This is a genomic window from Paenibacillus sp. FSL P2-0121 (assembly GCF_037975345.1).
Classification (GTDB): Bacteria; Bacillota; Bacilli; order Paenibacillales; family Paenibacillaceae; genus Paenibacillus_AQ; species Paenibacillus_AQ odorifer.
In genome coordinates, this window is the sequence record NZ_CP150245.1 from 5516172 (window position 1) to 5539853 (window position 23682).

Consider the following 23682-nt stretch of genomic DNA (forward strand, 5'->3'; position numbering starts at 1 on the left):
CAAACTACTGAAGCAACGTAGGAATATCATTATCCGGCAATTCATAATTGCTTTTGTACGGATAGCCGGGATCATAAGGAACAACGTCCATATGCACCTCACCGACATGAACAAACCGGTGCTGCAGCAGCTTCCTAGCGCATTCCGAAATATCCTGTGCTTCCATCACCGTAATCCGCGGATTCACACTGATTTTCACTTGAAGATTCACATAATTCCCTTGCTCAAGTGCCTTCAAATGTTCTACGCGAATGACGCCATGAACACGTTGCACTGTTTCAATAAAATTAGCGGCTTCCTCCGAAGGAAGCTCCTGCGCGTTTTTAGTGTTAATAGAGCTAGCAATGAGTGAATAGCCTTTACGAAGAATTAAAACTCCGGTTAAGAGCGCGGCAATAGGATCCATATAAGATAGAGGATGCCAATAGGTACCACCCATGGATAACGAAATTCCGACTAATACTGTGATAGATGTATATAAGCTGAAACGATGACTATTAACATATGCAGCATGACTGCCATCACCTATTTTTTTAAAGTAGCGATATTGATATTGAAAAACAGCTTCTTTAAACACAATAGATACTAAGACGGTTACAAACGCCAGCTGTCCGTGTGTAGATGATTTTCCATCTGTTAAGTCGCGGATTGCAGAGAATGCGATCTGCAGTCCCCCCATAAGAATAAATACCGAAAAAAGTATAGCCAGCAGCGGCTCCTTAGTGCCCCGCCGTTCTTCGATCCGTTGCTTACTCTTTCTCCCTTGCTCAGAGCGCCACGGAAGAATATCCGCCAGTTTAGCTGCTGCATCTGCTCCGGAATACAAAGCATCCCCCATTAATGCCTTGCTCCCTGAAATATAGCCAAAACTCCCCTTAGCTACTGCCAAAGTAACATCGCTAATGATCCCTGTCCAAGCAACCGTCTCGCTTTGCGGTGATCGTTCTTTATTCATACGAGGCCCTCCTTACCAATAGCAAGTAATCTCATGATGATTCAATACACATGACATGACCCTAAAGATTTCGAAAGCCGCGTCGCATTTGACGCGGCTTTCTTAAACGTATAAGAAAAGTAGAACTTCGATGCTAATTTCTTCTAACCTTTATTCGGGCTGCTCTTCACTTTAACCTTCTCACGCTTTTTAAGCACTAACCAGAGTGGACTTGCAATAAAGATGGAAGAGTAAGCTCCGAAGAGCAAGCCGATTACCATCGCAAGCGAGAACATCTTAATCGACTCGCCTCCGAACAATAACAGGAAGAACGCCGCAATAAATACGGTAAATGCAGTATAGAGAGAACGCATGAGCGTTTGAGCCACACTTTTGTTCACAAGGTGTTTCAAGTCTTCATAAGTTTTCTGTTTACCAAAACGTAAATTCTCACGGATACGGTCAAAGATAACGATCGTATCATTAATGGAATAACCGATGATCGTAAGCACCGCTACAATGAACGTCAAATCCACTTCCAAGCGGAAGATAGAGAAGAGCGCGACTACGATAAAGGCATCATGGAGCAAGGCCACAATCGATGCCACGGCGAAACGCCATTCAAAACGAATACTTACATAAATAATAATCCCCAGACAAGAAATCAGAACTGCATAAATAGCATTACGTGCCAATTCTTTAGCCATTTCAGTGTCCACGGTGTTAATTTCAAATGATGCTTTGTCATCCAGCTTAAGGATTTCAGCTTTTAGGGCTTCATCTTGAGCCTCATCAAGAACTTCGTCATAACGAATATTCACACGCTGATCACCAAACGAAATCGTCGGTTCATGATCGACATCGATTGCACTAGTTGCAGTCTTAACCTGATCCAAGTTCAAATTCTTGGATAGGGAGATGTCCACATTAGATCCAGCTTTAAAGTCAACGCTGTAATTCAGGCCAAATGTCGCCAGGAAAATCAATCCTGCTACTGTCAATGCGATAGAGAAAATATAGAAATATTTACTCAAATGTACGAAATCAAGCTCTTTCTTAAAGCGCACGGATTTCACTCTCCTTAACACCGAAGCTCTTCGGTTTGTTCAGCTTACCCGCTTTGACAAGCTGGCTAAGCAACCAGTGGGAGAAATAAAGATTCGTGGCGATACTCAGCACGATTTCTACAATCAGCACCAATGCAAAGCCTTTGACCGCACCTGTACCGAAGGCAAACATAACTGCTGCCACAATAATAGTAGTCACATTGGAGTCCATTACTGTCCGGAAAGAGGATTTATTCCCTGCCTTAACGGAGGACAGTATACTTTTTCCACTGCGCATTTCTTCCCTTATCCGTTCGTTGGTAATGATATTGGCATCGACCGCCATACCTATACCCAGAATAAATGCGGCTATACCAGGCAGCGTCAAGGTGAAGTCCGCGAAGACGAAGACCGCAATTAGCGCCCATGTATGCAAGAGCAAGGCAAAACTAGCCAAAAGACCTGGCAAACGATACATTCCGATCATGAAAATAAGGATAATCACAGAAGCCAGCAGACCTGCTCGAATCGTTTGATCAAGCGATTGCTTACCCAGGGTAGCACCCACACTTTGGGAATATTTCTCCGTCAGCTTCAGTGGCAATGCACCTAGGTTAATCGTGTCTGCAAGTTCGCGCGCTTCCTTAATTGTATAGTTACCAGAAATAGAAGCACTGCCATCGGTAAGTACTGCTTGTACCGTAGGGTCAGATAGTTTGTTCTCATCCAAGTAAATTGCGAGATTCTTTCCCAAGAGACGTTTAGTAATCTCTGCAAATTTGTCCTTGTCCTTAATCTTGATGCTGATGATTGGCTGATTCAGGTTATCCCGTCCAACTTCTGCAGCACCTTCAACAAAATCACTACCTACCAGTTCGATTTTGCTGTAAGTTCCCTCAGCGTCACCTTCAGCAGCACTACGGAAAGTCAGAACTGCAGGTTCCTTCATTTTTTTACGAACCTCGGCTTCATCCGTTACGCCCGCAATTTTCAAACGGATACGGTCCGTACCTTCAGTAGTTACCTCTGGTTCACTTGTTCCGAGCGCATTCGCCCGTTTTTCTAAGCTTTCCGCTGTCTTCAGCAGAGAAGCTCGGGACAATGCTGCTCCCGCTTCCATAGGCTCAGCATGATACAAAATCTCAAATCCGCCTTTCAGGTCAAGACCAAGTCTAACCTTGTCCAGCAGTCCAGGAGTAGTAAATGCCATAACGCCTGTCAAAACGAGCACGGTAATAAAAAAGCCCATTAGTCTCTTCATGCTCTAGCTAGTTCCCCTTTCATTAACTCAATATTCCTATTATAGCTACACGCGAAATGACCGTCAATTCACAGCATTGATAGAGCTATACTCACACAAAGAAACGGCCGCCCCTGCTTAAATCAGCAAGACATCCGTTTTAATAGGAGATGTGTAGTTATTATTCTCTTACTTTACTGCTTTATCAGGCAGTTCGCAAAAAGAAATATGTGGTTTATTGTTCAGTTCAACCCCCGATAGGCCGCAATAGTCAAATAATTCATGTAACTATTGGCTTTCAAGGAATAAATGTCGTTTACCAGCTTATGTAGGGGAGGCAAACCTTCCTTATCATAATTACGGCTGATGCAATCCCAAATATCCTTGCTGGTTACATACTCATAGCCGAGGAGCCGGAATTCTTCAGCTTTGCTGCGGCACATGGCTTCGATTTCTTCACTATGTTGATCATGATTCCACTGTTCCGATTCCACGTGTTGACACCTCCAAAGATCGCTCATGTTCGTATGCTCACCATAGATATTCGACTCTTGTTCTTCGCTTTCCTTCTTCCGTCACAAAAAGTTAATGCCACTAAAACAAGGCATGCCGAGATAGGGGTACAGCATATCCATAAGAATAGACAAGTTCGCCAGCGTTTTATTTCATTTTGGGAAGAAGGCGTGACCTTTGAAGAAACAGAGCTTTATACAAGGAACTTTAATCTTGCTAGCCGCCGGCATCATTAATCGGATGCTTGGATTTATTCCCCGGATTGCTTTACCCCGTATTATCGGAGCAGAAGGTGTGGGTCTGTATCAGCTCGCGTATCCTTTTTTTCTTGTGCTGGTTACTGTCATTACAGGCGGGATTCCACTGGCGATAGCCAAGATGGTGGCGGAAGCAGAAGGAGAGAATCGGCCTGAAAAATCACGGCTGATTTTACGTACTGGACTTGCTCTTAGTATTGGACTTGCAATCTTCTTTACATTGGTTGCTTTGGTAAGTGCCTCATGGGTCTCCAATGTTATCTTAACAGACCATCGAGTTTATTATACGTTTATTGCCATGATCCCAATGATTGGGATTGTCGCCGTATCTGCAATTTACCGCGGTTATTTCCAAGGCAAGCAGAACATGATTCCATCGGCGCTCTCCTCCATCTTCGAATCTTTAGTTCGAATATTCTTTATGCTCTGGTTCTCCTGGTTGTTGCTTCCTAAGGGTATTGCTATGGCGGCGGCTGGAGCGATGTTAGGTGTGACGGTTGGAGAAATTGGCGGAATGTTAGCGATTCTGTGGCAATATTATGTCATTACTAAAAAAGATAAAAAGCAGACAAATCCGACTCCAGAGCAACCCGCTCTCGAGCCGGAGGTTATCCCATCTGATACACAAGGTGTGAAAGCCAACTCCCCCATATTACGGCGGTTACTAGGCATATCCATTCCCGTTACGGCAAGCCGGCTTGTAGGCTCTTTTTCTTATCTGCTGGAATCTATTATTACTGTGCGCAGTCTCGCCTTGGCAGGTATAGCCGCTGCTGCCGCTACAGCTCAGTACGGGTCTTTACAAGGGATGGTTGTTCCTTTATTGCTGCTGCCCGGGGCATTAACCTCTTCACTTGCTGTGTCTCTGGTTCCTTCCATATCAGAAGCTGCGGCAAGAAAGGACTTGCCCACCATTCACAAGCGTATGCATCAAGCGTTGCGGCTTGCGCTGGTAACAGGGGCTCCTTTTGCTGTTCTTATGTATATCCTGGCGGTTCCGCTATGCAATTTGTTATATGGTAACGCGGATACAGCTCCTATGCTGAAGCTCATGGCTCCATTCGCCTTGTTCATTTATGTTCAAGCTCCTTTACAAGCTGCGCTGCAAGCTATGGATCGACCGGGCAGGGCACTCATCAATACCTTAATTGGAGCAGTAGTCAAAATCATTCTGATCGTAATACTGGCATCGCAACCTGAATATGGAATTTACGGCGCCATCATAGCCATTATTGTGAACAGCATTCTGGTTACGATGCTTCACGGATACAGTGTGGTCAGTCTTATTTCATTATCTTTAAGAGTAACCGAAACCATAAAAACCTTATGTGCAATGGTCATTATGGGAGCGGGCGTGCATTATGTATACACTTCCATTCCCATTGCAGATGTACAATGGATTCAATTTATATTTGCCTCTGCGATAGGAATGGTCCTGTATTTCGGAATCAGTCTGTTAGCTGGCCTTATCTCAATTCGTGACTTGGACCGTCTGCCGTTTATCAAACGCAGGCTCTAAAAAGCTATCTGTTGTCCAAACGGTCGACATAAATTCTGCCCTTATGATCTATGGAGCATAGAAATACATTTTTGAAATCAGATACTCCTTTTTGACGAATTTGAGTTCTTAACCAAAATCTGGTTTTTCCAATCATCTCTAAATTCTGATCCTGCACCTTGCCATCCATAATCAGAGGGATTGGAAGTCCTTCATATCTGATCTTATTCTTCGGCAGCTCTATCTTACGGTTCTTATTTCCTTTATTATCGTCACTCTTTTTATGCTCAGCAGCTGCACTGCTATTGCCTGATGGGTTAGAGGATGAACTCCCCTTCTCTTTCTCGAATACCGTTAGCTGTCCACTAGGCTCCAGGATTGCAAATTCCACGTCAGCAGGACTGGCGATGTTCTGTCCACGCAATTGCTGCAGCAGATCATCGATATTATATCTCTGCCTACGCATTTCACCCCGGTGCAGCTTGCCGCCAGAAATGAGTATGCTCGGTTTGCCGTCCATTAAAAGTCTGAGCTTTCTGCTCTTAAGACTGAGCTGAGCCACAATTACCTGTATCAACACCAATGTTGCCATCGGAACGACTCCTTCATAGATCGGCCGATTAATATCCTCAAGCACAAAAACAGCAATCTCGGCAATCATGATGGAGATCGTTAAATCAAATACAGACAGCTTACCTATTTCCCTCTTCCCCATGATGCGCATACACAGGAATATGAAGAAATACATCAGCACGGTCAAGAAAATATGGGTAGAGATATGCTGGAACATATAGCTTCGCTCCCCTCCATTCTCACCCGCAGACTTGTTTTCCCGGGTGGATTAATGTAACCCTATTCTGACCGCTCTGTGCAGGGAACATTCGGAAGCCGGCATATTAATTAATGGTAAAAAGGCTGCAATGCCCTTTCTTGTACTATTGGGGCAAGCCATCCCATACAATGAATAATAACTATGTTGATTCTTTTTCCTCAAAAAAACTTTAGGAGGTTGTACCATGTATTTAATCCGGCGCATGTTCTCGTGGAGAATAGCCAATCCTGTGTTATCTGGCCTATGTCGATCATTCCTTTGGATGCTGATGGGTGCGTTTGTCCTCTCACTTTTGTTATGGGGCAGCAGTCTGAAGGAGCAGGATCTCTCAATGTACACGTACATTGTACACGGCATAGCTGCAGCATTCGGAGGACTAACCGCCGGTCGCAGAGCCACGAGCAAAGGCTGGTATCAAGGAAGTCTTACAGGCGCATTTTATGGGATTATCGTTCTGTTGATCGGTTTTTTGGCACTGGACAGCGCACCCTCTGGTGTGGATCTGCTATGGGTTCTGGCAGCCGCAGCAATTGGCGCTCTCGGCGGAATGTTTGGCGTTAATTTACAAAAAAGCTAAAATTATAATTCCATTAAATTCGAAACATTCCTTGAAAATATGTTAAACTGTGATCATCTGACTTCATTAAGAGATCAAGGAGGCTTCGATTGCTTTGTTTTACCAATCAATGAACCATATTGTTTTGTACACAGTTGCATTAGTAGTGATATTAGTATGGATTGGCGCTAAACGTAATCCACTCATGGCATTGGTTGAAATTGGGAAAGAGATGCTGCGATCCTATAAGTTTTTGTTGCTGATTGCAGGAATGTTTGGCGTATTAGCCATAAATAAATATGAACTGCAAATTGAACAAAAAATGCATCTTACCTCTGATTATACGCCGTTTATATTTGGTCTAGAGGGTCATTTTGTCCAAGCCGTTCAGGATATATTCTACAGTCCATGGTTAACACCGATCATCGTCTTTTTCTACATTTTCATGCTTCAGTCTGTTCTAGCAGCATCATTAGGGGTCTATCTGTTAGATAAAAACCGGGTGATGTTATATGCCACCTGCTATGCTATTATTATCAACTATGCCTTGGCGATTCCATTCTATCTTTACTTCCCGGTAAACGAGGTTTGGTCCTATCTGCCAGCGGGCGTCAAATTTACTATGCTGGATGTATTTCCGAAATTCGAACAGGAATATAGACCGCTATCCGGTCTCAATAACTGCTTCCCGAGTCTACATACGTCCATATCTGTTACAATGGCACTTCTGGCCTTCCGTTCAGGGAACCGCCGCTGGATGGCCATCACTAGTATTTCCGCAGTTGTAATCGTCTTTGGAATTTTCTATCTGGGCATTCATTGGCTTACAGATATGATTGGTGGAACCTTGCTAGCTGTACTAGCCTCTACAGTTGGAGTTCAACTCGCCAAATTAACTTTGCGGGGACGTGAAGAGTCGCTTACCGTTCCGAGCCGCGTAACAAATGTACGTTAAAGTTAAAGTTAAAGTTAAACTGCTAAATCTTAATAACCTTAAAGATCAAAAAAGCGGTGTCCTCTCCAATGAGAAGACACCGCTTTTTATGTACTTAAATAACAAGTCTATACTTTCTCTTCGACATCCGTCGCCACAGCGTGGCTGATGGAACCGCGATCAAAAGTCAGCTTAGTTACATCGTTGACCCGCAGAACCACGATATCATCAGAAATCTCCATGATCGTACCGTGAAGTCCTCCAATAGTAACGATTTTATCGCCCTTTTTCAGAGCTTTCAACATTGCGTTACGAGTTTTGGTCTTCTTTTGTTGCGGACGAATCAGCAAGAAGTAGAATACTACAAACATAAGGACAAAGGGACCTACCAGGCCTAGTATACTACCTCCACCACCTGCGCCAGCTGCATATTGAAACGATTGAATCATATTTCTCCCCCCTTTCAAGTACATTAAAGCATGACTCTTAAATCAAACCCTAAAAGCCTTTAAGATTATCATATAATCCGTATTTGGCAAAAAACTCATCGCGAAAATCAAGCAGCCGATCTTCTTTGATGGCTTCACGCACTTTACGCATTAAATCCAACAAGAAGTGCAAATTGTGGTATGTCGTCAATCGAAGTCCGAAGGTTTCATCGGCTTTGATTAGATGGCGCAAATAAGCGCGGGAATAATTCCGGCATGTATAGCAATTACACTCCGGATCAAGCGGCCCAAAATCACGGGCATACTTAGCGTTGCGTACAACGAGTCTTCCCTGACTGGTCATCGTTGTTCCATTACGGGCAATACGAGTAGGCAAGACACAATCGAACATGTCTACTCCTCGGATTGATCCTTCCAGCAGCGCATCCGGTGAACCCACGCCCATCAAATAGCGAGGTTTGCCTTGTGGCAGCAGGGGAACTGTATAATCCAGCACTTCATACATTAGCTGCTTGGACTCTCCGACGCTGAGCCCCCCAATAGCATACCCCGGGAAATCCATGGAAGTCAAATCAGCCGCGCTCTGACGGCGCAGATCTTCATACATGCCCCCTTGCACGATAGCAAAAAGACCCTGATCGTTAGGACGAGCATGACTTTTCAGGCAACGTTCTGCCCAGCGCGTGGTGCGCTCTAGGGATTTTTTCACATAATCATATTCAGCCGGGAATGGAGGACATTCATCAAATGCCATCATTATATCTGAACCCAGAGAGTTCTGAACCTCCATCGCTACTTCCGGAGACAGGAATTTCTTATCCCCATTTAAATGGGAACGGAAATGAACTCCTTCTTCCGTAATCTTGCGCATGTCGCTTAACGAGAATACTTGAAACCCGCCGCTGTCTGTCAGAATCGGACGATCCCAGTTCATGAACTTGTGCAGTCCACCAGCTTCACGAACAATATCATGGCCTGGTCTTAGAAACAGATGGTAAGTATTGCTCAAAATAATATGGGCATCCATCTCTTTCAGCTCTTCAGGACTCATGGTCTTAACTGTAGCTTGTGTGCCGACTGGCATAAATGCTGGTGTCTCAATCACACCATGTGGAGTGTGGACTCTTCCAAGTCTGGCTCCGGATTGTTTGCACGTTTTGATGTGCTCATAAGTAATTGCTGCCATAAGTTAACCCATCCTCTTACCTTAATAAATAAACATTGCATCTCCAAAGCTAAAGAATCGGTACTTCTGCTCTATCGCTTCTTCATAAGCAGCTAGAATATGTTCCCGACCTGCCAAAGCGCTAACCAACATAACCAAAGTAGACTTTGGCAGGTGGAAATTAGTAATTAGCGCATTTACTACACTGAACTTATACCCTGGATAGATAAAAATATCCGTCCAGCCGCTGCATTCCACAAGCGGACCACCTTCACATTGTCTTCCGACCGTTTCAAGTGTCCGACAAGACGTTGTGCCAACTGCAATAATACGGCCGCCTCGTGCCTTAGTAGCATTTATGGTATCTGCCGTTTCTTGAGACATTACGAAATACTCAGAATGCATAACATGCTCTTCAACCTTCTCTACAGACATCGGACGAAAAGTACCGAGACCTACATGAAGGGTGATATAAGCGATATTTACACCCTTAGCCTCAATCTGTTTCAGCAATTCTTGGGTAAAATGAAGCCCTGCGGTAGGCGCAGCGGCCGATCCCTCATGCCGAGCATACACAGTCTGATATCGTTCACGATCATCCAGTGTTTCCTTAATATAAGGTGGCAACGGCATCGTTCCCAGCCTGTCCAGAATCTCCTGAAAAATACCCTGATATATGAAACGAAGCGTACGGCCGCCCATATCAGCTTCGTCCTCGATAACGGCACGAAGCTCATCACTAAAGATAATCACCGCGCCTGTCTTGAGCTTTTTCCCTGGCTTTACAAGTGCTTCCCAGCGATCATCCCCAAGATTCTTTAGGAGAAGCACTTCCGCCTTAGCACCAGTATCTTCTTTCACTCCAAACAATCTCGCTGGAATGACTCTCGTATCATTTAGAACAAGCGTGTCTCCGGGATTAAAATAATCAATAATATCGGTAAAATGCCGGTGAGCCAGCTCTCCATCCTCCTTATTCACTAGAAGCAGTCTAGAAGCACTGCGATCAGCGAGAGGTGTCTGGGCAATCAATTCTTCCGGCAAATGAAAATCATAAGCATCTACATTCATGGTCTGTCTTCATTCCTTAACTATAGTAACGTTCTTATAATAGTGTTGCAATATTTGCTTGTAATCATACCCGCTGTCCGCCATGCCTTTCACGCCCCACTGCGACATGCCTAGACCATGGCCGTTGCCTTGTCCAATGAACAGAAAGCCCGAGCTGTTAGTGATCACTCTGGCCGCAGAATCTCCGCCCATCACTACAGTTCCACTGCCATTCACATTAACCTTCCCCGATGCGGAAAGCACGCCAGCACTCTGCGAGCTGCTAATTGTGGCGGTAGCGCCGTCAGCGCCTAATACAGTATAACTTCCGGGTGCCACAATATCAAACAATGTACTAGGTAATCCATTAAACGCGGAGCGGAACATATCAGGATATTTCACATTCAGAGCCTGACCATTAGCTTTCACCTGAATCGCTCTTCCAGAAGGACCGCGCTGGGTGACCTGCAGGTTAGAGATGCTGGAAGGGAGCGTGCTTGTTGTTTTACCCTGCAGGCTTTTTAGAAGTTCAGCAGAGGTATACGGCCCTTTGATCCAGCTATAGCTGCCAGACTCATATACTTTATCCAGAGCCACAGCGTTCTCACCCGGATTCAGCTTTCCGACTGCACTAACACTGCTCTCAATAACTGGCAGAGGACGTATATTCACATCTTTGGTTGTAGCGGTAACTATATCGAGTCCGGCAGCGGTTTTGCTGCCCGTCAATTTAATATTATCTTCACGTGCATAACCAGAGGTACCATTCGCAAGCAGAACATAATACCACTTCTTAGCAGCAGCAGCCGAAACATCTTCAACGCTTGGAACACTAGCAAATACATCGCCACCATTCGCCCAAACCTCTGAAGGGTCAGCTGTCATACCTCCACTATTGGAAGAAAATACAGCCTCAACAACTTTACCACCACTCATCAGCACTTCACCAGCAGTAGTATCTACAGCTTTGATAATGGAGGGAGCTTCAGACCCGATTCCGTTATATACCTGACTAAGAGTGGTATCTACTACATTCGCTACATCAAAACGGTTGCCTTGGGACAGCGCATAGCTGCGGGCGGCGACAGCCTGAGCTTTTAGCGCTTCTTCTGGCCAGCTGGAGGAAACCTCTCCTCCAACTACGGCATACAAATATTGCTCCAGCGGCACTACATTAATTACAGCCAGCGATCCGCTCAAATTGCTCAGTTCCAAATTTCCGCGATATGTACGCTTGGATCTTTCCACTAACTGAATCCCAGCCTCGCTGCCTGCAGCAAGAAATTTAGCATTGCTTCCAGAAACCAGATAATGATCGGCTTGAGTTTCACTGCTAAAATCCAGTCCGGCATCCTTACGCAGTATTAATCCAGGCGAGGTCGCCACCGAAACCGTAAATTGTGGTGCCGCCGTAGACACAGCGGCCTGAACAGCTGTTAAATCACTATCGTTGGCAGCTTCGCCTACCCATACCTCTACTTGTGCACTGCCATCGTTTCCTGCCAGAAACACCTTCCAAGCATCCAAACCAGCTGCAGTGAGGCTATTAAGCGCCACATCTGCTTCCTGCTCCGAAGAATAGCGGCCAGCTGATAAATGTTTATTACCTTTCACTGCTGGGGTTTGGTCAGCAGGAATGCTCAACCCTGCTTTGACTACACGGGTAAGCCCATCCTTGGCAGCTGCTTCACTAGCATAGACGCCCGTGTACAACTGATACACAGTCGCTCCATTTCTGGAGATTGCAAAAATCTGCGGTTTATCGGAGGTGGATTGGAGCTTTTTAGCTGCATCCGCTGCTGTCTGCCAGCTTGAAACCTCCATCACCTTAACTCTATATCCGTCCAGACTTACACGAATTTGCTTCTGTGCTGGGACAGACACCAAAGGAGCACTTCCTGCTTGATCCGACAGCAAAGTAAAGCTTTGCGTTGATAGCAGTGTTACTGCTGGCACAGTGGATTTATATTTACTTCCAATATCAGCATAAAGAGCAACTCGTATCGTGCTATTAGAATCGGCATGACTGGCACCCGCAGGGATCAGGAAACTTCCTACAGCAAGCGCAGCCGCAAGCAATCCTTTGCTTAGCGGGGCGACCCCTCTCCATTTCCTCTTCGTATGCTTCATCCAGCATCCTCCTTTATAATTGTAGTGACGAACTAGTGCTGCTCCGGAGGGAGCGGAAGCCCTAAATGATGATAAGCGGCCGGGGTTACAATTCTTCCACGCGGACTCCGCTGCAAGAACCCTATCTGTAGCAGGTACGGCTCATATACGTCCTCAATCGTCTGACTTTCCTCACCAATCGTAGCTGCAATCGTATCCAGTCCTACAGGACCGCCGCGAAAGCTTGAAATCATAGCACTTAACATCTTGTGGTCAATACTGTCCAGCCCACGCGGGTCCACCTGAAGCATCTTCAATGCTTCCCCAGAAATTTCAGGAGTTATAATTCCATCTCCGCGCACTTGAGCAAAATCACGGACCCGCTTCAATAAGCGGTTAGCAATCCGCGGCGTGCCCCGCGAACGAAGCGCGATCTCTTCTGCCGCATCGCCAACAATCTCAATGCCTAAAAGATCCGCATTTCGAGAAACAATGTAACTCAGCTCATCTATGTTATAGAATTCCAGGCGACTGACCACTCCGAAACGATCACGCAGTGGCGCAGACAGTAGTCCTGCCCGGGTTGTGGCACCTATCAGTGTGAACGGCGGCAAATCCAATCGTACCGAACGGGCACTTGGCCCTTTGCCGATCATGATATCCAGCGCGAAATCCTCCATCGCAGGATACATAACCTCCTCAACCGTGCGGTGTAAACGGTGAATCTCATCGATGAAAAGCACGTCGCCTTCCTGCAGATTCGTCAGCAGAGCGGCAAGATCGCCTGGACGCTCTATCGCAGGGCCGGAAGTTGTTCGCAGGTTCACACCCAGCTCATTGGCGATAATATTAGCGAGCGTTGTTTTGCCCAGACCCGGAGGTCCGTACAGCAGTACATGATCCAGCGCTTCGCTTCTCATTTTGGCCGCTTCTATATATACTTTCAGGTTTTCTTTCACCTGAGTCTGGCCGATATATTCTCCCAGATAACGAGGACGCAAGCTTAGTTCTACCGCCTGCTCATCCATCATCAAATTCGCGGATATAATCCGGTCATCCATTTCCTATCGCTCCCTTTCTTTAGGATGTGTACGGCTTTACTTAGCTATATATAGCAGCCCTAGTGCTTTCTTCATCAGCACATCTACAGTGCCTGTCTCTGCTCCCTCTTTCTTCAACGCGAGCCACACGCGGTCCAATTCGCTTTCGGTATAACCCAGCCCCTTAAGCGCATCCCGCGCCTCTTGCCAGGCCAATCCATCCGTTGCTTCTTCCGTTGGCACTGCAAACAATCCCGTTTGCATTGAAGCCATACTGAGTCCGTCCAGCTTGTCCTTCAAATCAAGGATCATACGCTGTGCCGTCTTTTTGCCAATGCCCGGTAATTTCGTTAAGAACGTTATATTCTCTTGATAAATCGCTGAAATCAACTGATCCGGTGTTCCACCTGTCAGGATTCCAAGCGCAACCCTAGGACCGATGCCAGATACCTCTATCAGCTTGCGGAACAATTTTTGTTCCTCACGAGTCGGGAACCCAAATAATAGCGTAGCGTCCTCACGTGTTTGGTAATGAATATAGATCGTTACAGGTCCTTCTACTTTAGCAAAAGCATAAGGATTCGGGCAGAATACCCGGTATCCTACTCCCTGCACATCCAGCACCACATATTCCGACTCCAAATGAACGACGGGTCCTCTTAAGAAATCTATCATTTTCGCAATACCTCATTTAATTTAGAATTAAGACTGCTCGAATGGGCATGGCATACCGCTACCGCCAGCGCATCCGCCACATCATCGGGTTTCGGAATCGCCGATAGCTTCAGCAGCAGCTTCACCATTTCCTGGACCTGCCGTTTCTCAGCCTTACCATAACCCACAACAGCCTGCTTTACCATCATAGGTGTATATTCCGAGACGGGGAGACCCCGCTGTACTGCAGCTAATATAGTCACACCGCGGGCCTGCGCCACTGGCAATGCTGTAGTAACGTTGCGAGCGAAAAACAGCTTTTCTATCGCCACAGCATCGGGTTTATATTTATCAATGAGCTGACCCATGCCTTCATAGACATGCAGCAGTCGTTCTTCTTCAGGCGTATGAGCCTCAGTCTGAATACAACCATATTGGACGGGGGTCAGTTTATGTCCTTCCTTATCCACAAAGCCAAAGCCGACGATCGCCAGCCCCGGATCAATTCCCAAAATACGCAAACACGATCTCTCCTCTATAACAGGCAGATTATTCCACCGTTTTCATCCATTCCTCCGCCATGAAGCGAACATATGTATTCCTTCTAACCATTATAGCAAAAATCGCCCTTGCGGGAGAAAAAAAGTTTACTGTTTGCAGCGAAATGGCAACTTTAGGCCTACAGCTAAGACTCTTCCCCGTTTCATTTCACACAAAAAAGCTGCCCTCAGCCATTAATAATGACTTTAGGACAGCTTTATCAAAGCTATTGCTTGTTCTGCATGACATGCTCAGCAGCTTCGCGGGCATAATCACTGAAGGTAGACAGCACACTGTTGTACTCTTCAATATCCTGAACACGAATCCCCTCATGAAGCTCTTTCCAAATATTTTCCGGCAATGAGGATTTCAGGGAACCCATATCCATTTGAAAAAAAGTCTTCAGTACCTTCTCCTGAACTGGCGGACCTTTAAACAAGGTCAAATTCCCAAACGCATCTACACCAATGTAAGCTTCATTTTTTATCATTGTCGATAAATCATTCACTTTTTGTTCCAGCCACAAATCCCCTTCTGAACTAATCCAACCGCTCCATTCAGGGTGTTCATTGATTATAGTCTTCAGCTGAAGCGGGTTCTTTACGCCCGGCAACGTCTGAATCTCTTCTCCGGACACATAGGTTGTTTTTAAATGAACGGTTCTGCTGAGCCCACTTTGGGTGATGGTTTGCAGCAGTTGTTCATTATTTAAAGTGCCCTTCTCTTTTGCCTCATCACTGTCCTCGCCTACTTTAAAGACAGCTGCGGCCAGCTCACTATCGGCACTATCCGCCCAGCTAGAATTCGTCAGCAGTCCACTGATTTCCTCAGGTACCTGCATACTGCGCCAAGCCAGTACAGTAAAAGCTATACAAGCAGCTCCTACCCAAAGCGCCTTTTTCCAACGTCTCCATCGCCGCCAAAGTTGTTTTTTTAAGCGAAACGCGTTCACGTTAATCCCTTCATTCTGGTTTTTCCCTATTGTGACCTAAGAAGGGAGCATTTATGCGCTTTTCTGTGAATAATCGACATTTCTCCAAAAATACAAGGTTGACCTTGCAGTATAGTTCAAGATTTATGGTATAACCAATAGACTATTAGTTCTTAGTGCGCTATGCCATTGGATTGGGCGATGGCGTTTGGGATGGTGGCGATGTAGGCGTTCTGCGTTTGCGTGCTGGGGAATGCGTTCTGGTGCTGGGAGTATGTGTTCTGCGTTTGCGCGTTGTGCGGAGTGGATCTAAAACTAATTAGGGAAAAACTCCCTGAAAGTAGGAGAAATTTGCTCTAAATGAACGAAACCAGGGAATTCCTCCCTAATAAATAGGCTATTTTCCTTATTTCCGGGGAATCAGACATAAAATTAGGGAGTTTTTCCTCAATTATATGCCTGACGACCAGAATCCTAAGAATTTCAGGGAGAAATTCCCTAATCGCTCTATAAGAGTTTTACTTTTCGCTTCAATTGAAGCATAAGCTCATTCTTCACTTTTTGTTTCACCTAGGCCTCACTCGGTGTTCACTCGGTGTTCACTCAGTACTCTCTCGGTACGTCACTTGAAGCATCATTTGTCATCAAATGCTGCTTCAGCTTCAAGTGTTAATTCCCTTTACCTTTGTACAGCCCCTTCTTCGTATTAAAATCACATTTAAGCGTTAGGAACCACCGGTAGCTTCACATGGCTCGGATACTCACGATTATGGTAAACAGTCTGCAGCACAGTAATCGCTTCTGAATCTTCATACGGATTACTGCCTGTATTTGTATTAGGGAAAGCAACGAATTTACTGGACGAAGTAATCGAGAACCGAATTCGGTGTCCCACAGCAAATCTATGGGCAATATTCGGCATGAAAATATCATATTTCTCCACCTGCCCAGGAATCAGCAGCTCAGGCGCTTCCAATCCATGACGGTATTTAGCTCTGACAATATAATTGGATAACCGGATAGAGTCCCCTTGTTCATTCACGTCACTAAGCGTAACAACCCAATCCGTATCTTTGCCAGTGCTGGCAGCATAGATAACCGCAGACAATTCTCCGGCCACAGTCAGCTCATCCGTCAGAATATCACTAGTGTAGACAAGGATATCATTGCGCAGCTCGTATTTTCGCAAATTCTCAGGCTCTCGTTCACCGCTATCATTCATAGGATCATGAGGATTATAGATATAAGTATCTTCAGGAGAATGTTCCTCAGGCGCTGCAAGCAGTTGCCCATCCCCTTGTCCTGAATTCGCTCGCCCGCCGCTGGAAAGGTAGAAGGAAGAAGTTGTGGCTTCAGCAGGTGTCCAATCCGCGGACGTTCTCCACTGATTTTCACCAACAACATAATAAGAGGCTCTAGGCTCCTGATCTATTCCATTTGGAATGCCTTTGAGGAAGCGGTCGAACCAGCGCAGCACAGAAACATCGTAATCATAGATTACAGCATCATTGCCGAAGCTCACACCTTCATAGTCTCTGGCTCTGTTAGGCCCGTGCTCCCAAGCGCCCAGACGGATTTTTCGATTTGGCACATCATGTTCTGTTAGCATTCTCCATGTTTCCGATACGCCGGCGCTATCGCCGTCATACCAGCCTGAGATAACATACATAGGCACCTGCACCTGATCACCGCGCTCGGTAAAAGTACAGTTTTTCCAGAAATCATCATACTCCGGATGCTGGCTCCACAGATCCCATGGACCTGATGTTTTGCCAATCATTTGCTGAGGGATCTCTTTAATCGGTCTTGCATCAACGGCTGCTTCCGGATTCACCGTAATGCCTCCAAAGATATCAAAATCCGTCCGAGTACCCACAGATTGAGCAAGAGTCCAAGAGAGCAATGGCCAAGAACAAAGGGTTCCCCCTTTGCGAACGGTATCAACAAATGGAGAGCCCACGTTCACTTCATCCACAACCGCCTTCAGATTCGGGTGCCCACTGGTGGCCGCCGCCACAACAACAAAACCTAGATAGGATGCGCCCCACATGCCGACGTTGCCATCCGACCATTCCTGAGCAATAATCCAGTCAATCGTATCATAACCGTCATCCCGTTCATTATAAAAAGGAATCAGTTCGCCTTCCGAATCCGCCCGACCTCTAACATCCTGCGATACTACTGCATAACCTTTATTGGCCCATCTCATAAAAATCTCTTTTTTTCCGTTGCGGTCATAACATGTTCTTACGAGAATTGTCGGCAGCTTAGTTCCCGGCTTAATGCCCTCTGGTAAAAAAACATCTGTCGCCAACTTCACCCCATCGCGCATCGGAATCAGATCAGTACCCAAATCGTTCACACCATATTCTGCCTTGGATAGAAGAGGATCGTCGTAGACCACTAACGGAGTCAGCTTCTCATAACCTGCTTTAACCATAAGCTCAATACCATACCGATTCGGCGTTAAAAAAGCGATAATTTCCCCGTCCAAAGTCACAATGTCCAGAGCCGTCTCTTTGCGCAGCGCCCATACTTGTGAGGTCAGTTCGCGGCCTTCAATCTGCGCCTGATACTGGATATGCTTTTGATAGATATCGCCATTACTCAGCACTACCTCGTCTTCTGCCCATTCTGCATTAGCATAAGCATCCAAATGTTTATGGATTTTTTGAAGCGGGAGTACGGTCTTGAACTGTCCATCCAGCACATTGTCCTGCATTTGCGTTCTTCTGCGCGGATCGACCTTAGCTAGCATGATCTGTTGCTCTGTAAAATGAATTTTGCCTGTATAAACACCAGAAAAGTAGACGTTAAATGTAGATGTGTGTAAGTAGGTTGTCATCTGTTTATCCCCTATCCGCAAATTTCTTCAAATACGCGCAGCCAGTTGCCGCCCATGATCTTAGCAATATCTGCATCCGCATAACCGCGGGCAACCAAACCTCTAGTAAAGTTAATAAAATAACTATATTTCTCAAGTCCAGCAACGGTTTCTGTAGAAGGTCCGTCTCCTTTGGCGAATCCAAGCTTGGGTGCGATATGTTCTTTAAAATAAACCAATGACCAGAGCACATCGCTCATCGGCCAATCCGTTCCAATTCCGACATGATCCACGCCTACAAGCCGGATTACATATTCGATATGATCCAGCACATGGTCAATAGTTGTATGTTTAGGATCTTCATGAACAAACCAAGGCATAGCAAAAATACCAATAACTCCACCCGTCTTGGCTATCGCGATAATCTCCTCATCACTTTTACAGCGCATATGCGGATAGATCGCCTCTACACCCGTATGTGAAGCAATCACAGGAGTTGTGGAATAAGCGCAGGCATCTAACGTAGTCTGTTTCCCGCAATGCCCCGTATCTACAATGATCCCCAGCTTGTTCAAGCGTGCAATGAATCTTTTCCCAAAATTAGTGACCCCGGCGTTCGATTGTTCTGCGCAGCCCGCCCCAATCTGGTTCTGATTGTTGTAGGTCAATTGTATAATTCTTAATCCGAAGTTATAAAGTACATCTAATTGATCGAGATTCGTGCCCAGACCATCCGTTTCTTGTGCTGTGATAATGCCCGCTTTATAACCATTACGCTTGGCAGCACGTATGTCTTCGGCAGTTAAGGCTTTGATTAACCAATCTGCAGAATCAAATTGCAGCTGTACCTCTGCCATGCTTGTAATGATGCTGTCTAAGGATTCCAAATGAAGTTCGCGGTTCCCTGCTGTAATTCCGGACTTGTACCACTCTTCCTTATACTCAGGGATCTCTCCGCTCGCAGATAGCTTTGTGATGATTTTTGCAGGCATACTGCTGTATACCATTGGCTCATCTTTATAAGGCTCACATAATTCTTTGATTCTGTCAGAGATAGAGTCTGGAATCGCGCTTGGAGATAAGGGGCCTTGAAACAGCAGATCGATAATAATGTTCTGTTCATGCAAGCGTTTAGCCCGCTCCTCCTCTTGCTCCGTCAACTTGAAATCATACAGACCTTCATAAGTGCTCATCGTGTAGTCGCTCCTTAGAATGCAATTTCAGTGCCTTTATGTAATCTAACAGCTTCATTATATATAAAATTAGCTGCTGCTAAATCCTCAATGGCCAGCCCTAATCCTTTAAAAAGAGTAATGTCAGCTGCGGACCTTCTGCCCTCGATAGTGCCACTGATCAGCTCACCAATCTCCCCGACAATATGATCTGCTGTAATTTTGCCTTCGTTCAGCGGGATTAAATAATCACCAGATTCATTCTGAGCGGATTCCAGCCGATCTACATATAACTTAGCTAATTGGACGGTCTCCGAATCCAGCTCACGGTCATTTGGTCTGCATGCGCCGACAGCATTGATATGTACACCCGGTTTCAGCCATTCTCCCTTGAGCACAGGTTCGGTGGATGCCGTCACGGTACAAATGATATCCGCTGCGCTGACTGCCGCTTGAACTGTCTCGGCAACAATGATCTGCACATCATATTTTTGGCTCATCTCCATTTGAAAATCCTGTGCCTTTGCGAGTGTCCTGCTCCATACTTTTACCTCACGGATGGGTCGAACCCGCAACATCGCTTCCAGATGACTTTTTGCTTGTTCCCCAGTTCCAAGAAGAGCAAGGATTTCGGCATCCTCTCTGGCCAGATATCGGGTTGCTGCTGCACTGACTGCCGCCGTACGAATGGCTGTAATCTTTTGTCCATCCACTATAGCTTTCAGAACACCCGTAGATGAATCGAATAGGGTAACAAGACCTTGATGAGAAGGCAGGCCTGAACCATGATTGCTGGGAAATACACTGATGATTTTGGCACCAGCTACCTCTTCATGCTGCAAATAACCCGGCATTAAGCCGAGCAGATTGCTCTTTTGTAAAGGAAGCACTTGTCTTAAGCTTTGTACGGCTTGTCCAGCGGACAGAGCCTTCAAAACAGATTCCATAACGGAGATGCAAGATTCCATAGCTAACAGTTCGGCCACTTCATTTTGATTAATGACTAGCATAAGACGGACCTCCTTCTCCTCATCATGATTGCACGAACGCAAATATAAAATTTTCTTACTATCATAACTTATCCGGTTTAAATATTCATGTATAAAGCTGGAAGGCAAAATTTGTCCTGACCCGAGTTATTCTCTATACTTAATATAGTACGTATTATATTTTAAGGAGCTGACTATTGATTATGGCTAATAAAATAACTTTAGGAAAAACCAATCTGCAGGTTCTCCCGCTGGGTCTGGGTGCCAATGCTGTTGGCGGGCATAATTTATTTCCGGGTTTAAATGATGAAACCGGCAGAAATATTGTGCGCAGCGCTCTGGATCATGGGATTAATTTTATTGATTCCGCCTTTATTTATGGACCAGGAAGATCCGAGGAACTGATTGGCGAAGTGCTGAAGGAAAGAGGCGGCCGCGACAATGTGGTCATTGCTACTAAAGGCGCTCACGTGATTACCGGTGACAAGATTACACTCGACAACTCTCCAGCTTTTCTAAGACAGTCTGTAGAAGACAGCTTGAAACGCCTCCAGACCGATTATATTGATCTTTACTATATTCATTTCCCTGATGAAAGCACACCTAAGGACGAAGCTGTAGGTGAACTTAAGAAGCTGAAGGATGAAGGGAAGATTAGAGCCATCGGGGTGTCTAACTTCTCCATTGATCAGCTGAAAGAAGCCAACAAAGACGGTCATGTGGATGTTCTTCAATCCCACTACAATCTGCTGCATCGTGATGCGGAACAAGATTTGCTGCCTTATACGCAGGAGCATGGCATTTCTTTCGTGCCCTATTTCCCACTTGCGTCGGGCCTGCTGGGCGGCAAATATAAGCAAGGCGATACATTCAGCGACATTAGAAAAAATGACCCGCTATTTCAAGGGGAGACCTTTGCCAAGAATCTGGAGAAGGTGGACAAGGTTCGTCAGATTGCCAATGCTAAAGGTGTCGAAGTCGCACATGTCGTACTTGCCTGGTATTTGACCGTACCTTCCATCGATGCGCTTATTCCGGGCGCCAAACGTCCTGAGCAGATCGTTTCCAACTTAGAGACGCTGAAGGTGCGGCTGACACCAGAAGAGATCAAAACTATAGATTCCATATTTAAGGCGTAATCTAGCCTCATTAGATTAAGGGGTTGTCCCATGGCCACGAAATGGCTGCTGGGGCAGCCCCTTTTGTGCTTGGGTTCATCGGATGATTCGGGTTAGATAGTTCGATTGCCACGATTCGTAAGATTCGTCATTCGTTCGTTTTATTTCCTTCGTACGTTCGGTCGACCTATCACAGCTCCCCGCACAATGCCCCTATCGGACACAGTTGACCCTTAACGCAGCATTATTGCACATTTGGAATTCCAACGGACCTCATAGCCTCTATTGGCACAAAATACACCTAATATGAACCTTTTTCTAAGCAATAACGTCTCTGGGGTCCGAAACCCTGCTGAAAAGGCGATAAATTTGCATATAACGTCATCTGGGTCCGTAAGCGGCAGCGGATGGCAGTCGATCGTAGTGGAGAGCAATCATTCTTCTCCAATATCCTAAATTCTTTGTATTAGTAAATATTGTTTGCTATACTTTCTCTGAAGTAACATTGGACTTTAATTTTTATAAAAAGGGGAATTCCTTGATGATTATTCAACCTAAAACTCGCGGATTTATATGTACAACAGCCCATCCAGAGGGATGCGCCAAACAAATACAACAACAAATTGAATATGTAAAAGCACAAAAGAAAATTGAGGGACCTGCTAATGTACTAGTCATTGGCGCTTCTACCGGATACGGACTAGCTTCCAGAATTTCAGCCGCTTTTGGTGCGGGCGCCAACACCATTGGTGTTTTCTTTGATAAAGCTGCTGAAGGTCAACGTACAGCTTCTGCTGGCTGGTACAACTCTGCTGCTTTTGAACAACAAGCAGCGCAGCTTGGACTTAAATCTCACAGCATAGTTGGCGATGCCTTCTCCGATGCTATCAAAGAGAAGACCATTGAATTGATTAAAGCTGAATATGGCACAGTTGATTTAGTTGTCTATAGTGTCGCTTCACCACGCCGCACTCATCCGGTAACAGGAGAAACCTTCTCCTCCGTCATTAAACCGGTGGGAACCGCTTATTCGAACAAAACCTTGAACTTCCATACAGGTGAAGTTTCCATGACCACTATTGAGCCTGCTTCAGAAGAGGAAGTACGTCAGACCATCGCAGTTATGGGCGGCGAAGACTGGAGAATGTGGATCGATCAGCTTCAAGCAGCTGGCGTGCTTGCCGAGGGAGCTACAACCGTTGCTTACTCCTACATCGGGCCTGAAATCACTCACCCTATCTATCGCGACGGAACGATTGGTCAAGCCAAACATGATCTGGAACAAACAGCGATCCAACTGAATGATCGCCTGTCCACTCAAGGTGGACGTGCTTTTGTTTCCGTGAACAAAGCTCTGGTAACCCAATCCAGCTCCGCGATTCCTGTAGTCCCTCTTTATATCTCTGCATTGTATGAAGTAATGAAGGAAAAAGGGCTGCACGAGAACTGTATTGAACAAATGTACCGTTTATTCTCTGAGCATCTTTACAGTGGGGGCGAAGCTACTGCTGACGGAGGCTGCTTGATCCGAATTGATGACTGGGAAATGCGTGAGGATGTTCAGACTGAGGTTATGAAACGTTGGGACGAGCTGACAACCAACAATGCAGGTGAGCTTGCTGATCTTGAAGGCTACCGCCAAGATTTCTTTAATCTGTTTGGTTTTAGAACAGAGGGTGTAGACTACGAAGCTGACATTGATCCTAATGTCGACATTCCAAATATGTATTAATAACTGATCTATAGACAAATGAGGTTATCTCTGAAGTAGTGAATTCTACTGACGAGATAACCTCTTTCTCTTTTAGATAGACATTGGCTTACCTCCCCT

At 45.6% G+C, this 23682-nt stretch carries 21 protein-coding genes; 5 read left to right on the forward strand and 16 right to left on the reverse strand.

Features of this window, described 5'->3' with window-relative positions:
- Positions 1-4 precede the first annotated feature (4 nt).
- The 4 genes from MKY54_RS24375 to MKY54_RS24390 form a co-directional block, all read right to left on the reverse strand.
- Positions 5-955: a cation diffusion facilitator family transporter gene (locus MKY54_RS24375; protein WP_036677651.1), complete on the reverse strand. Its 951-nt coding sequence runs from the start codon at positions 953-955 to the stop codon at positions 5-7.
- A 143-nt stretch (positions 956-1098) separates the two neighbouring features.
- A complete protein-coding gene (gene secF, locus MKY54_RS24380; protein WP_052097271.1) occupies positions 1099-2001 on the reverse strand; it encodes a protein translocase subunit SecF in 903 nt (300 codons plus the stop codon).
- A complete protein-coding gene (secD, locus tag MKY54_RS24385) occupies positions 1991-3241 on the reverse strand; it encodes a protein translocase subunit SecD (protein WP_036677653.1) in 1251 nt (416 codons plus the stop codon). Before secD ends, secF begins: the two co-directional genes overlap by 11 nt.
- A gap of 221 nt (positions 3242-3462) precedes the next feature.
- Positions 3463-3714 (reverse strand): post-transcriptional regulator, encoded by a 252-nt coding sequence (locus MKY54_RS24390; RefSeq protein ID WP_036677655.1) that lies wholly within the window; start codon positions 3712-3714, stop codon positions 3463-3465.
- Between the two features lie 196 nt (positions 3715-3910).
- Between MKY54_RS24390 and spoVB the strand changes: the two genes are divergently transcribed.
- Positions 3911-5509 (forward strand): stage V sporulation protein B, encoded by a 1599-nt coding sequence (gene spoVB / locus MKY54_RS24395; RefSeq protein ID WP_076185511.1) that lies wholly within the window; start codon positions 3911-3913, stop codon positions 5507-5509.
- A 4-nt stretch (positions 5510-5513) separates the two neighbouring features.
- On the opposite strand, the gene MKY54_RS24400 is transcribed toward spoVB, so the two are convergent.
- Complete coding sequence (locus MKY54_RS24400; RefSeq protein WP_076130399.1) at positions 5514-6278, reverse strand: DUF421 domain-containing protein; 765 nt, start codon at positions 6276-6278, stop codon at positions 5514-5516.
- Between the two features lie 226 nt (positions 6279-6504).
- Between MKY54_RS24400 and MKY54_RS24405 the strand changes: the two genes are divergently transcribed.
- Both MKY54_RS24405 and MKY54_RS24410 read left to right on the forward strand, forming a co-directional pair.
- Positions 6505-6897: a TIGR04086 family membrane protein gene (locus MKY54_RS24405; protein WP_036677660.1), complete on the forward strand. Its 393-nt coding sequence runs from the start codon at positions 6505-6507 to the stop codon at positions 6895-6897.
- A 94-nt stretch (positions 6898-6991) separates the two neighbouring features.
- Positions 6992-7831: a phosphatase PAP2 family protein gene (locus MKY54_RS24410; RefSeq protein WP_248549480.1), complete on the forward strand. Its 840-nt coding sequence runs from the start codon at positions 6992-6994 to the stop codon at positions 7829-7831.
- Positions 7832-7938: 107 nt separating this feature from the next.
- Here the strand turns inward: MKY54_RS24410 and yajC are convergent, their stop codons facing one another.
- From yajC to MKY54_RS24465, 11 genes are all read right to left on the reverse strand, one after another.
- The gene (gene yajC / locus MKY54_RS24415) at positions 7939-8259 is read right to left on the reverse strand and encodes a preprotein translocase subunit YajC (protein ID WP_038572999.1); all 321 of its coding nucleotides are present in this window, start codon (positions 8257-8259) and stop codon (positions 7939-7941) included.
- A 49-nt stretch (positions 8260-8308) separates the two neighbouring features.
- Complete coding sequence (gene tgt, locus MKY54_RS24420; protein WP_036677666.1) at positions 8309-9445, reverse strand: tRNA guanosine(34) transglycosylase Tgt; 1137 nt, start codon at positions 9443-9445, stop codon at positions 8309-8311.
- 21 nt (positions 9446-9466) lie between these two features.
- Positions 9467-10495 carry a tRNA preQ1(34) S-adenosylmethionine ribosyltransferase-isomerase QueA gene (gene queA / locus MKY54_RS24425; protein WP_076130401.1) on the reverse strand — a complete coding sequence of 343 codons (1029 nt, stop codon included), beginning with the start codon at positions 10493-10495 and terminating at the stop codon, positions 9467-9469.
- 9 nt (positions 10496-10504) lie between these two features.
- A complete protein-coding gene (locus tag MKY54_RS24430; RefSeq protein ID WP_076130402.1) occupies positions 10505-12604 on the reverse strand; it encodes a SpoIID/LytB domain-containing protein in 2100 nt (699 codons plus the stop codon).
- Positions 12605-12636: 32 nt separating this feature from the next.
- Positions 12637-13644, reverse strand: coding sequence for a Holliday junction branch migration DNA helicase RuvB (ruvB, locus tag MKY54_RS24435; protein WP_036677672.1), 1008 nt, complete (start codon positions 13642-13644; stop codon positions 12637-12639).
- Positions 13645-13680: 36 nt separating this feature from the next.
- Positions 13681-14298, reverse strand: coding sequence for a Holliday junction branch migration protein RuvA (gene ruvA, locus MKY54_RS24440; RefSeq protein WP_036677675.1), 618 nt, complete (start codon positions 14296-14298; stop codon positions 13681-13683).
- Positions 14295-14798, reverse strand: a complete 504-nt coding sequence (gene ruvC / locus MKY54_RS24445) for a crossover junction endodeoxyribonuclease RuvC (protein ID WP_036677679.1) — start codon at positions 14796-14798, stop codon at positions 14295-14297. Before ruvC ends, ruvA begins: the two co-directional genes overlap by 4 nt.
- A 245-nt stretch (positions 14799-15043) precedes the next feature.
- Positions 15044-15769 carry a BofC C-terminal domain-containing protein gene (locus MKY54_RS24450; protein ID WP_076130403.1) on the reverse strand — a complete coding sequence of 242 codons (726 nt, stop codon included), beginning with the start codon at positions 15767-15769 and terminating at the stop codon, positions 15044-15046.
- A gap of 697 nt (positions 15770-16466) precedes the next feature.
- On the reverse strand, positions 16467-18593 hold the full coding sequence (locus MKY54_RS24455) for a CocE/NonD family hydrolase (protein WP_076130404.1): 2127 nt from the start codon (positions 18591-18593) through the stop codon (positions 16467-16469).
- A gap of 11 nt (positions 18594-18604) precedes the next feature.
- A complete protein-coding gene (locus tag MKY54_RS24460; protein ID WP_076278864.1) occupies positions 18605-19765 on the reverse strand; it encodes a membrane dipeptidase in 1161 nt (386 codons plus the stop codon).
- 14 nt (positions 19766-19779) lie between these two features.
- The gene (locus MKY54_RS24465; protein WP_076185517.1) at positions 19780-20754 is read right to left on the reverse strand and encodes an ornithine cyclodeaminase family protein; all 975 of its coding nucleotides are present in this window, start codon (positions 20752-20754) and stop codon (positions 19780-19782) included.
- Between the two features lie 182 nt (positions 20755-20936).
- Between MKY54_RS24465 and MKY54_RS24470 the strand changes: the two genes are divergently transcribed.
- Both MKY54_RS24470 and fabV read left to right on the forward strand, forming a co-directional pair.
- Entirely contained in the window at positions 20937-21872 is a 936-nt protein-coding gene (locus MKY54_RS24470; RefSeq protein ID WP_076278866.1) for an aldo/keto reductase, read from the forward strand.
- 520 nt (positions 21873-22392) lie between these two features.
- Positions 22393-23583, forward strand: coding sequence for an enoyl-ACP reductase FabV (fabV, locus tag MKY54_RS24475; protein WP_076303067.1), 1191 nt, complete (start codon positions 22393-22395; stop codon positions 23581-23583).
- The last annotated feature ends 99 nt before the right edge of the window (positions 23584-23682 follow it).